Below are 12,521 nucleotides of genomic sequence, written 5' to 3'. Positions count from 1 at the left end.
AATGATACCTTATGGAAGACAGAATATTTCTCAAGAAGACATCGATGCCGTTGTTCAAGTTTTAAAAAGCGATTTTTTAACGCAAGGCCCGATGGTTCCAAGATTCGAATCTGCGGTTGCTAAGGATTGTAATGTAAAACATGCCATCGCTGTGAATAGTGCAACCTCCGCACTTCATATTGCCTGCCTTTCGCTCGGTGTTGAGCCAGGAGATATAGTTTGGACAAGTCCCAATAGTTTTGTTGCGAGTTCGAACTGCGCATTGTATTGCGGAGCAACTGTCGATTTTATAGATATCGATTCCAGGACTTATAATCTTTCTGCGGCAAAACTCGAAGAAAAATTAGAGAAGGCAGAGAAAGATGGAAAACTCCCGAAGGTGGTTATCCCGGTACATTTTGCCGGCCAACCGGCAGAGATGGAAAAAATTCAAAAGCTTTCTAAAAAATACGGTTTTAAGATTATCGAAGATGCGTCTCACGCGATCGGCGGAAAGTATAAGGGTGAACCGATTGGAAATTGTAAATATAGCGATATCACTGTATTTAGTTTTCATCCGGTAAAGATCATTACTACCGGTGAAGGTGGAATGTGTCTTACGAACGACGAAGAACTGTATGTAAAAATGTACAGATTAAGAAGTCACGGGATTACGAGAGATGTTGCTCAAATGGTCAACGATCCGGATGGACCCTGGTATTATGAACAGTTGGAATTAGGGTTTAATTATAGAATGCCCGATATACTTGCCGCCTTGGGCGTGAGCCAGCACAATCGTCTTCATGAATTTATAGAAAAAAGACATTCTCTAGTAAAAAGATACGATGAATTATTAGCTGATAAACCGGTAGTGATTCCATGGCAACATCCCGATTCTTACTCGGCTTTTCATCTTTACGTTGTACTTCTAAACTTGGACGAACTGAAACATACACAAACGCAAATTTTCGAAAGATTTCGTAACGCCGGAATTTTAGCAAACTTACACTATATTCCCATCTATAGGCAACCTTATTATCAAAAGATGGGATTTAAGAGAGAGGACTTTCCGAATACGGAAGATTACTATTCGAAAGCGATTACTCTTCCATTGTATCCCGGTTTGACGGATTCTCAGCAGGATGAAGTTGTCTACCGGCTTATGACTCCGACCGGTCATCAAACTCTCTTTTAATTTATGGGTCGTCCTAGTCTGGTTTTAGGAACTGTTCAGTTTGGTTTGGATTATGGAGTAGCAAATCAAAACGGTAAAATCGATGAGTCTGAGGCTGAAAGAATTTTGGATGCTGCCTATGAAAATGGGATTAGAAAGTTAGATACGGCTATCGCTTACGGAGTCAGCGAAAACATATTAGGAAAACTCAATCGGAATCGGTTTGAAATCGTGACGAAACTTCCCCCGATTCCGAACGATTGTGATTCTCCGGATCAATGGGTTCGGGATTCTATTGAAGCCTCCTTACGAAGACTTAAGGTTTCTAAGATTAAGGGGTTATTGCTCCACGATCCTTCTGTTTTATCTCGTGATTTTGGAAAAGAAGTATATGCAATCATTCGAAAGTATATAGATGAGGGAAAGATTGAAGCATTTGGGCTATCGATTTATTCTTTTCAAGACTTAGAAACTGTTCCAAATATTTTTAAATATGATATCGTTCAATCTCCGCTCAACGTTTTTGATCAAAGTCTGATACGAAGTGGCTGGTTGGAGAAATTAAAATCTAAGCAGGTGCTCGTCCAAGTTAGATCCATTTTTTTGCAAGGGCTCTTATTGATGGATTCTCTTAAACGACCTCAATACTTTCAAAAATGGAAAGCGCATTTGGATCAATGGGATCGATGGCTTCAAACCAATTCCTATAACCCCCTCGAAGTTTGTATCAAATATGTTAGATCTCTTTCGAACGTAGATGAAATCGTATTCGGAGTGGAATCGACTCATCATTTACGGGAAATCTTATCCACGTTTCAGAATGAATTCGAAATTTCCGTTCCAAATACTTTTGTTTCGGAAGATAAAGGTTTAATTGATCCTTCCAAATGGAAACTAAAATGAAAGTATTGGCAATCGTACAAGCTAGAATGGGATCGACTCGATTCCCAAATAAAGTCATGCAATTGATTGAAGGGAAACCGTTAATCGGTCTTTTGTTGGACCGACTCTTGTTGTCCAAAAAAATAGAGCAGGTAGTAGTCGCAACTTCGGTAGATTCGAAGAATGATACTCTGGTTTCATTTTTGAATCAAAAAGGAATTTCCTATTTTCGCGGAAACGAAAACGACGTTTTAGATCGTTACTACCAAGCTGCATTACTCAATAAAGCTGACGTAATCGTTCGAATAACCGGTGATTGTCCGTTAGTGGATCCTAATCTCGTTGATGAGGTTATCGAATTATTTTTTTCAAAAACTTACGATTACGTTTCCAATATCGATCCGCCGACTTTTCCGGATGGGTTGGATATCGAAGTGTTCTCTTTTTTCGCCTTAGAAAAGGCGTATCACCTTGCGACAAAAACCTTTGATCGTGAACACGTTACTCCCTTTTTGAGGGAGAGTAAAGAATTCTTAAAAACGAATCTTTCCTTTTCAAAAGACTATTCTTCGCAACGTTGGACCGTCGACGAAAAGAATGATCTGGATGTGATTCAGAATATTTTCGGCCATTTTTCTCCGAGGATAGATTTTGGTTGGAAGGAAGTCATCTTGCTATACGAATCCAAACCTGAAATATTTCAACTGAATAGACACTTAAAAAGAAACGAAGGTAGCTCGATGGGAACCGGACAAAAACTGTGGAAAAAAGCAAAAACCTTAATTCCGGGTGGAAATATGCTTCTTTCGAAACGTGCGGAAATGTTTTTACCAGAACTTTGGCCGGCTTACTTTAGCAAAGCGAAAGGTTGCGAAGTTTGGGATCTCGATGGAAATCGTTACACCGATATGTTTCTTATGGGAATCGGTACGAACACGTTAGGATACGGTCATCCCGAAGTGGACAGAGCGGTTCTTGAAACCGTTGCAAACGGCAACATGTCCACATTCAATTGTCCTGAAGAAGTTCAGTTGGCTGAAAAATTAGTGGAGTTGCATCCTTGGGCCGATATGGTTCGACTCGCGAGGACAGGTGGAGAAGCCAATGCGATCGCTATCAGAATCGCACGCGCTGCGACTGGAAAGGAGAAGGTTGCAATTTGCGGCTATCACGGTTGGCACGATTGGTATCTTTCAGCGAATCTTGCCTCCGACGATAGTCTGTCAGGTCACCTATTGCCCGGATTAGATCCGAACGGAGTGCCTAAAAATCTAAAAGGAACCGTATTTCCGTTTCTCTACAATCGATTAGATGAGTTAGAAAAATTGGTCAAGGAAGAAGGAATCGGCGTCATTATGATGGAAGTTTCCAGAAATACTGGACCCGACGCTGGATTTCTAGAAGGTTTACGAAAAATCGCTACGGATAACGGAATCGTTCTTATTTTCGATGAATGTACTTCTGGATTTAGGCAAACGTTTGGCGGCTTACACAAGTTATACGGTGTTGAACCTGATATGGCCATATTCGGAAAAACCCTAGGGAACGGATATGCCATCACTGCGGTTATTGGAAAACGGGATGTGATGGAGACGGCACAGTCGACATTTATCAGCAGTACTTTTTGGACCGAAAGAATCGGGCCTTCGGCAGCGATCAAAACTTTAGAAGTGATGAATCAACTTCAATCTTGGGATACCATTACGGCGATTGGAAAAAAAATAACTGCCGGTTGGAAATCTTTAGCTTCCACACATAACTTAGAATTGGATTATTGGGGACTTCCCGCTCTGTGCGGATTTACCGTCAAAAGCAAAAACGCTCTTGCGTATAAAACTTTGATCACTCAAGAGATGTTAAAAAAAGGAATGTTAGCCGGAACTTCCGTGTATGCTTGTATAGAACATAAGGATTCTATCTTAAATGAATACTTCGAAAAATTGGATCCAATCTTTCAGTCAATTCGCGAATGTGAAGACGGAAAAGATGTTATTAGCCTTCTAGAAGGCCCGATTTGTCATTCCGGCTTTAGCCGACTCAACTGAGTTTGATCCTTTCTTTATTTTTTGAATAAAATCTTTGTGATCTATATTTTTACAGAGTATTTTCAAAAATCCGGAATTGGCCACTACCGACGGTGTTCTGCTCTTGCAGAATTATTTCGCAGAAAGGGCATTAAAACGCAGATCATTTTAGATACAGATGCCGACGGCTTCGACGATTTTGATATAGAAACCGTCGTCGAGTCTTGGCTTACAAAAAAACTCCACAAATGGATCCAAAGAACGCCTGAAGCTATCGTTATTGATTCTTATCGAGCAGATTACTCTCTCTACCAGGAAGTCGTCGATGCCGGGATTCGTTTGGTTTGCATCGATGATTTTGATCGATTGAATTATCCGAGAGCGGCGATTCTCTATAACGGAGGAGTCGGCGGCTCTATCTATAATTACCGGGATCGATATTCGAAAGTTTTGGAAGGTCCGGAGTTTATACTTCTGAGAAAACCATTTCAGGAAAAAATAGAGAAACATAATATTCCCAAAAGTATAAAAAGGATATTAGTCTCTATGGGCGGGAGTGATCCCAAAAATCTTACACTGAGAATTCTAACAGTTATTAATCGACGTTTTCCCGAAATCCAAATCGACGCCATCATCGGTCCGGCGTTTGAAAGTCCAGATCGTTACGAAAAAAAAAATCTCCCTTCTATCGCTTTTCATAAGAATCTGGATGCACTGGAAATAAAAACTCTGATGCAGTCTGTAGATCTTTGTATTTCTGCGGGAGGACAGACCGTTTACGAATTGGGAAGATTAGGAATTCCTATGATTCTAATTAAGACCGCAGACAATCAGCTTGGAAATTTGACCGGATTAAAGGAAATGAATATTATAGAAAATTATTTAGATCCGGAAGAAAGTCGATTTGAAGAAATGTTGATCGAAGAAATATTTTCTCTTTTTTCGTTCGAACGCAGGCTGAAAATGAGCGAACTCTCCTTCGATATTTTTTCCGACCGTTCGCAAAGTATTGCGAGTGCGATTCTGAATTAGATGAAAAATTTCGTATTTTGTGGATTCGGTAAACTAGGTTCAATCTGTCTAGCAAAATTGTGCGAGGAAAACTACAAGCCATTAGCGGTCCTAACACATAAAGATCTTGGAGAGTCGGCAGTCGATCTATATGCAGAGCAAAAACAGATCCCTTTTTACTATTCGGATCTCCGGAAAGATTCCTCGTTGTTGTCGGAATTGGAAAACCTTAGTTTCGAATACCTCATTAGTGTAAATTATCGCTATATTATTCCGCAGAGTCTTTTGAATCGGGCGAAATTTCCGTTAAACTTACACGGTTCTTTGTTGCCGCGATATAGAGGTAGGACACCGCACGTTTGGGCTATTATAAACGGCGAAAAGAAAACCGGAGTAACTTGTCACGTTATGGAAGCCACGGTCGATACGGGACCCATTTACAAACAAATTGAATTGAATATCGAAGATGACGACACAGGGGCGGACGTTTTGGAAAAGTTTCATCCATTATATCCAATATGTTTGATTGAAAGCCTTTCAAAGATTGCAAAAGGAATTTCTCCAACTCCCCAAGATCATTCATTGGCAACATACTTTGGAAAAAGAACTCCTGATATGGGTTATATCGACATCAATCGGGACATTCATTCAATAATCGATTTTATCAGGGCCCAGGCAAGGCCTTATCCGGGAGCTTATTTTTATTTGTCCGATGGACAGAAGCTAATTGCTCACAAAGCAAGAATATTAGAAATTTGCAATGTGATGAACGTCGAGGTCGGTACTGTTTTTTTTAACGGAAGCGGGTTCGTATTGAATGTTTCAAAGGGAAGAATACTGATCACAGAATACGAGGTCCAATAAATTATGGAATTGAACATTGGAAAAAACTATAAACCTTTTATTATAGCCGAAATGTCGGGCAATCATAATCAATCATTGGAAAGGGCTCTTGAAATCGTGGACTCGGCAGCGGATGCGGGAGCCCACGCACTAAAAATTCAAACGTATACAGCTGATACTCTAACGATCGATAAAAAAGATGGTGAATTTTTTATTTCCGATCCTGGAAGTTTGTGGAAAGGAAAGTCTCTTTACGAATTGTATCAAGAGGCTTATACACCTTGGGAATGGCATAAGCCGATTTTCGATCGCGCCAAAAAAAGGGGGATGCTCTGTTTCAGTTCGCCTTTCGATGATACGGCCGTGGATTTTTTGGAATCTTTGAACGTACCTGCCTATAAGATCGCTTCATTTGAAAATATCGATCTTCCTTTGATACGAAGGGTTGCGAAAACGCAAAAGCCAATTATCATATCGACCGGGATGGCTACTGTGGCCGAGGTAGCTGAAGCCGTTGATGTTGTTCGAAGTGCAGGAAATGAGAATTTAATATTACTTAAATGTACTAGTACGTATCCCGCAAATCCGGAAAATACAAATCTTTTAAGTATTCCAACAATGAGAGATCTATTTCGATGTGAGGTTGGACTTTCAGATCATACAATGGGGATTGGTGTGGCAGTAGCAAGCGTCGCCTTGGGTGCAACGATCATTGAGAAACATTTTACTTTGAATCGCGCTGACGGTGGAGTAGATTCAACATTTTCGTTGGAGCCTGATGAATTAAAATCACTGGTAATAGAAACTGAAAGAGCTTGGTTATCCTTAGGTAGTGTTTTTATCGGTCCAACAGAAGTTGAAAAAAAATCCATGATATTCCGTAGATCACTTTATATTGTGGAATCAATGATCCAGGGTGAAAAATTTACATATAAGAACATACGAAGCATTCGCCCCGGATACGGTCTACCTCCGAAGTTTATAGATCAGGTGATTGGAAAAACGATCAATAAGGATGTACCTCGAGGAACGGCGCTTAGCTGGGATCTGCTAAGTTAGAATCTAAAAGGAAAGTATATGTCAAAGATTTCTGTTGCAATTGTCGGTGGCGGTTTGAGCGGCTCATCGCTCATTATTCAGTTGATTCAAAATGTTAGAGATCCAATTCAAATATTCTTAATAGAGAAATCGAGAAAAAGATTAAGTCGTGGGATTGCTTATTCTCCAAATTCAATATATCAAAAACTGAATGTTCCGGCTCATAAGATGAGTCTCTATCCAGAAAAACCAAATCATTTTTGGGATTGGTGGCAAGAGCACAAAAAAAATTATTTTTACTTAGAAGAAAAATTCGAATCCCATTCTTTCTTCCCGAGATTCATCTTCGGAGATTATGTAGAATCGGAAATGAATCGTGCGCTACGAAAAAAGCCCGATTTCGTAGATTATAATTTTGTAAACGACGATGCGGTGGATCTGGAGATCGAGAACGGAAAATGGAATCTTCACTTGGATTCGGGGGCTCAAGTGCATGTGAATTTAGTAGTGCTCGCGACCGGAAATATTCCACCCGGTAATCCCGATTTTTTGTCCACAGAGGTGTTGAGTAGTAAAAAATACGCGAACAATCCCTGGGAAGATAATCTTTACGAGAATATTCCTCCGAAGACTACAATCGGAATCCTTGGATCGGGTCTTTCTATGGTGGATGTATTGATGTCCTTGAATCGGAAACGTTTTGAAGGAACTATCGTTTCCTTATCGAGGTCAGGTAAATTACCAAAAGTTTTTAATCCTCCGGGAAGGGATAATCCTTCTCCTTACGATCATTTTTATGGCAATTTACGGCAAGATTTTAAACAATTTCGGAAATGGGTCAAAGAGAATCATGGAATTTCATCTGCGAATATACTGGATACGATTCGTCCTGTCACGCAGAGAATTTGGTCTTCCTGGTCTACAAAAGACCAACTGCGTTTCTTAAGACACGTTAGGCCTTATTGGGAGACATTTCGTCACCGTATTCCGGTTGAATCTATGCAAATCATTCAGGACTGGATCAATGCAGGAAAATTGAAATTCATTCGATCTAGAATAAAAAGTGTTAAGTTGGTGGACGATTCGATCGGAATCATTTACAACGAAATTAACTCTTCCAATCATTATCTTCAAGTGGATCAGTTAATTAATTGTACTGGTCCGGAAACAAAGATAAAAAAATCTAGTAGCGCGTTATATTCCAATCTATTAATGCGGGGTTATCTTAAAAATTCTCCTAACGGAATTGGGTTTATGACCTCTGCAGGAGGTTGTGTTCTCGATTCTAAAAATAAACCATTTGAAAATTTCTTTGCAATCGGTCCTCTAAGAAAGAACGAGCTTTGGGAATCTACTGCACTAAAAGAAATTCGAGAACAAACCGGAGCGCTCGCTCAGAAGATTCTTGACCTTGCTTACATGGAGAAAAAAGGTCGAAAGACCAAATTCGACACTTTTTGTTCTGACCTGATTTCTGCGATTCCGGATCAAAATAACTTTTCTACAGTCATTTCAATCTTTCAAAAATATTCCAAGGAAGAGATCGTTCATACCATCGCAAATTCGCTAGGTTGGATACGCCCGGAAATCGGTTATAGTCGTTTACGTCTAATGACTGAACCTTATGAAATTCTAATGATGGTTTGGTCGCCGCAAGGAGAAACATCGATTCATAAACACGTAAATTTCGGAGGCGCTCTCGTGGTTTTACAAGGGGCACTCGCCGAAATGAAATACGATGTTGACGAAGGCAGAATCGTTCTTACCGATGAAAAACTTTTACAAGAAGGTTCTTGTGAATTGGAAAAGTTAGACGGAATTCACATGGTCAAAAACCCCAGTTTAGATTCTTATGCGGTTAGCCTGCATATCTATTATCCGACTTTGGATAGCCTTACATCAATGGAAATATACGACTTGGAATCAAATCTGGTCGGCGTCTTGAATGAACGTGCAAAAACAGCTTCTTGGAAAGAATTAGGATCAAGTTTTAAATCGATTTCGAACCTTAACACCGAAAACAGTCTTTGAACCTATACAAAATGAAACAAAAATATGTAGCAACTATAGAGGCGCGAATGACCTCGTCTCGCCTTCCCGGGAAAGTGCTGATGCCAATTCTTGGAAGGCCGATTCTCGGATATTTGATCGATCGACTTAAATCGGTTTCTTCCATCGATGAAATCGTGCTTGCTACGACCGTAAATCCTATGGATGATCCTTTGGTAATCTTTGCCGAATCCGAAGGCATTTTTGTACACAGAGGAAGCGAGGACGATGTTCTCGGCCGAGTGATCGAATCCGCAAAATCTCGAAACGCCGATGTGATCGTTCAGATTACTGGGGATTGCCCGATTATTGATCCTGATATTATCGAACAGTGTATTCGGATGTATAAGTTCAATTCCGCGAAGTATGTCGGGAACGCACACATAAGAAGTTATCCGGACGGAATGGATGTTCAAGTTTTCGCATTTTCCGATTTGGTGCTCTCCGGGTCAATGACGCAAGATCGTCTTGATCGCGAGCATGTTTCTTTGCATATGAGAAACAATCCTGATATATTTCCTCATTTGAATCTTGTTGCACCGCCTTCTTTACATTGGCCGGAGCTTGGGTTGACTTTGGATGAGCGGGAAGATTTCGAGTTATTAAAAAGTATCATTGAATATTTTCATAAAGAATCCAAACAAAGTTTTAGCTGTTTGGACGTGATTCGTTACTTACGCGCTAATCCTCATTTAGAAGAAACTAATAAAAAGATAAAACGAAAGGGAGATTCATGAAGTTTCGTACCTTTTTGATTGGCCTTGGCCAAATCGGAATGGGTTATGATTTTGACAAAGATCCTTTAAAGTTTCGAATCACACATCTTACTGCCGTCTCGAATCATCCTAACTACGAACTAGTAGGAGCTTACGATCCGGTAGAGGAGGCTCGAGTTAAATTCGGGAAAAAAAGTTCCGCGAACGTTTACATCGACCTAAAAGAAGGTTTAACTCAAACATCTCCGGATTTTGTCATTATAGCCACCCCAACTCGAACTCATTTCGAAATTCTTCAAATCGTTTTAGAAAGTTCTAATCCATCGTTCTTGCTTTGTGAAAAACCTTTGTCTTATAATTTAGACGAATCTCTTACAATGATTTCCTTGTGCGAAAAAAAGGACGTAAGACTTTTTGTTAATTATCAAAGACGTTATTTTCCTTCTTCTAAAAAAATTAAGTCTTTATTGGAAAAAGTGAACCACGCTTCCGGTTTTATCAAAGGTGTATGTTGGTATTCAAAAGGATTGGTTCATAACGGAGGTCATTTTTTGAATTTACTTCAATATTGGCTTGGACCTATTAAAAATGGAAGTGTGATACAACAAAATCGATTCTTGGAAAATAACGATTGGGAGCCGGATGTTTTTTTTCGTTTTGAAAGAGGTGACGTCTTCTTCCTTTCTTCTAGGGAAGAGGATTATTCGAATTATTCTATAGAATTGGTTACATCGGAAGGAAAACTCAGTTATCTTCGAGGGGGCGAGGAGGTTTTTTGGGAGTCAAAAACCTTTGATCCAATTTATCCCGAATATACGATCTTAGATTCCCGGAAAGAGTATCTTTCAAACGATTCGAATTTTTCACAATATCACGTGTTGAATGAACTTGTTAAAACAATGCGAGGACAAGACGCGGAGTTTTGCGATTCGAAGAGTGCTTTACAAATCAATTATATTCTAAATCAAATCATGGAACAATCGAAATGAGTGAAAAATTAGCAATCCATGGCGGAAAAAAAGCCATCGACGTCGAGTTAAAACGTTATAATTCCATCGGAAAAGAAGAAGTGGAAGCCGTTCGAAAGGTTGTAGAGAGTGGAAATCTTTCTCAGTTTTTAGGTTGTTGGGATCCCGATTTTTACGGAGGACCTAAGGTTCAAGAGTTCGAAGAAGAATGTAAAAAATACTTTCAGGTCAAACACGCTATTACCGTAAATTCATGGACCTCCGGTTTGATCGCGGCTATCGGCGCAATCGGAATCGAACCTGGCGATGAAGTGATCGTAAGTCCGTGGACCATGTCCGCCTCCGCAACGGCGATTCTTCATTGGAATGCGATTCCTGTTTTTGCGGACATTGAACCTGGGACCTTTTGTATCGATCCTAAGTCCATAGAAGCGAATATTTCACCTTATACGAAAGCGATACTCGTTGTGGATATTTTTGGCCAATCTGCAAACATGGAAGCGATTATGGAAATCGCGAAAAAGAAGAATTTAAAAGTAATTAACGATACGGCCCAGGCTCCGGGTTCCTTCTATAAAGGCAAATTCACAGGAACATTAGGTGACATCGGAGGTTATAGCCTGAATTATCACAAACATATTCATACAGGAGAGGGTGGAGTGCTTGTGACGAACGACGATGGACTTGCCGAAAGAATGCAGTTGATTCGGAATCACGCAGAGGCAGTGGTGGGAGATAAAGGTGTTACAGATTTGACCAATATGATCGGATACAACTTTCGATTAGGAGAAATCGAAAGCGCAATCGGAATCGAACAATTAAAAAAATTAAAAATCAAAGTTGATTCTAGAATACGAGCCGCAGAAAGATTTACGAAAGGACTTTCGAATTTAAAAGGTTTGAAAACTCCTGAAATTCGCAAGGATTCAACACATGTATATTATATTTATCCTATATTGCTTGATGAGAGTCTATTAGGCTTGCCAAAAAAGAAAATTTTCGACGCGCTTGTCGCTGAAGGAGTGGAGGATCTGTCAATGGGTTACGCAAATCTTCACCTGTTACCTTTGTATCAGAAGAAGATAGCGTACGGTTCCAAGGGGTTTCCATGGAATTCGGATATCTGTAAGCGCGACGTGGACTATTCTAAGGGAATTTGTCCCATTGCTGAAGGATACAATGACAAAGAATATCTAGGTTATGAGATGTGCGTTAGAGATTTATCCGATTCGGACGTTGATTTGTTGATTGGCGCTTTTCAAAAAGTTTGGAGTCAATTGGAGAGTTTGAAGTGATTTACTCCTTCTTGGAGGAATATTTTGTAAGGACCTTATCAGAGTCTGATCTTTCAGGTCCTTATTCTTTCTGGTTTGAGGATCAGGACGTAACAAGATACAATTCCCACGGAAAATTTTTTAAGAATAAACTCTACTTCGAAGAATATTATCGTTCTCTAAACTTAGAAGACCGCGTCGTTTGGGCCATTTGCCACAAAACCGACGGTCATATTGGAAATATCAGTCTTCAGAACATTTCGTTTATCAATCGGAACGCCGAGTTTGCAATTTTGTTGGGTAATAAGTTTCATCAGGGTAAAGGTGTTTCGTTACACGCAGGAAAAAAACTTTTGTATCATGGTTTTTCGAAATTAAATTTAGAAAAAATTTACTGTGGCACCGCGGCTTCTAACCTAGCTATGCAGAAATTAGCGCTTTCCCTCGGAATGAAAGTGGAAGGAAGGAGAAAAAAACATCTTTTCTTAGAAGGGTCTTATCAAGATGTTATAGATTATGGAATCCTTCTTGATGATTGGATTCGCGATAATAAGGAATAGCTC

Annotated in this window: 11 protein-coding genes; all 11 read left to right on the top strand. The window is 39.9% G+C overall.

Annotated elements, in window-relative coordinates; genetic code table 11:
• Nucleotide 1: 1 nt before the first annotated feature.
• Genes pseC through JWG45_RS09225 form a run of 11 tightly spaced genes read left to right on the top strand, consistent with a single transcriptional unit; the run spans nt 2 to nt 12,518 of the window.
• Nucleotides 2-1,174 (top strand): UDP-4-amino-4,6-dideoxy-N-acetyl-beta-L-altrosamine transaminase, encoded by a 1,173-nt coding sequence (gene pseC, locus JWG45_RS09275; RefSeq protein ID WP_205279476.1) that lies wholly within the window; start codon nt 2-4, stop codon nt 1,172-1,174.
• Between the two features lie 3 nt (nt 1,175-1,177).
• Nucleotides 1,178-2,056, top strand: coding sequence for an aldo/keto reductase (locus tag JWG45_RS09270; RefSeq protein WP_205279475.1), 879 nt, complete (start codon nt 1,178-1,180; stop codon nt 2,054-2,056).
• The gene (locus JWG45_RS09265) at nt 2,053-4,080 is read left to right on the top strand and encodes an aminotransferase class III-fold pyridoxal phosphate-dependent enzyme (protein ID WP_205279474.1); all 2,028 of its coding nucleotides are present in this window, start codon (nt 2,053-2,055) and stop codon (nt 4,078-4,080) included. Before JWG45_RS09270 ends, JWG45_RS09265 begins: the two co-directional genes overlap by 4 nt.
• Nucleotides 4,081-4,101: 21 nt before the next feature.
• The gene (locus tag JWG45_RS09260) at nt 4,102-5,091 is read left to right on the top strand and encodes a PseG/SpsG family protein (protein ID WP_205279473.1); all 990 of its coding nucleotides are present in this window, start codon (nt 4,102-4,104) and stop codon (nt 5,089-5,091) included.
• Nucleotides 5,092-5,934, top strand: coding sequence for a methionyl-tRNA formyltransferase (locus JWG45_RS09255; protein ID WP_205279472.1), 843 nt, complete (start codon nt 5,092-5,094; stop codon nt 5,932-5,934).
• Nucleotides 5,935-5,937: 3 nt separating this feature from the next.
• Nucleotides 5,938-6,972, top strand: a complete 1,035-nt coding sequence (gene pseI, locus JWG45_RS09250) for a pseudaminic acid synthase (RefSeq protein ID WP_205279471.1) — start codon at nt 5,938-5,940, stop codon at nt 6,970-6,972.
• An 18-nt stretch (nt 6,973-6,990) separates the two neighbouring features.
• Nucleotides 6,991-8,982, top strand: coding sequence for an FAD/NAD(P)-binding protein (locus tag JWG45_RS09245; protein ID WP_205279470.1), 1,992 nt, complete (start codon nt 6,991-6,993; stop codon nt 8,980-8,982).
• Nucleotides 8,983-8,993: 11 nt separating this feature from the next.
• Complete coding sequence (locus JWG45_RS09240; RefSeq protein ID WP_205279527.1) at nt 8,994-9,737, top strand: cytidylyltransferase domain-containing protein; 744 nt, start codon at nt 8,994-8,996, stop codon at nt 9,735-9,737.
• Nucleotides 9,734-10,705: a Gfo/Idh/MocA family protein gene (locus JWG45_RS09235; protein ID WP_205279469.1), complete on the top strand. Its 972-nt coding sequence runs from the start codon at nt 9,734-9,736 to the stop codon at nt 10,703-10,705. The genes JWG45_RS09240 and JWG45_RS09235 overlap by 4 nt, the downstream gene beginning before the upstream one ends.
• A complete protein-coding gene (locus tag JWG45_RS09230; protein WP_205279468.1) occupies nt 10,702-11,979 on the top strand; it encodes a DegT/DnrJ/EryC1/StrS family aminotransferase in 1,278 nt (425 codons plus the stop codon). Before JWG45_RS09235 ends, JWG45_RS09230 begins: the two co-directional genes overlap by 4 nt.
• A complete protein-coding gene (locus JWG45_RS09225; protein ID WP_205279467.1) occupies nt 11,976-12,518 on the top strand; it encodes a GNAT family N-acetyltransferase in 543 nt (180 codons plus the stop codon). The genes JWG45_RS09230 and JWG45_RS09225 overlap by 4 nt, the downstream gene beginning before the upstream one ends.
• The last annotated feature ends 3 nt before the right edge of the window (nt 12,519-12,521 follow it).

Source organism: Leptospira ainlahdjerensis (genome assembly GCF_016919175.1).
Lineage (GTDB): Bacteria > Spirochaetota > Leptospiria > Leptospirales > Leptospiraceae > Leptospira > Leptospira ainlahdjerensis.
This window is presented reverse-complemented; position numbering and strand designations above follow the sequence as displayed.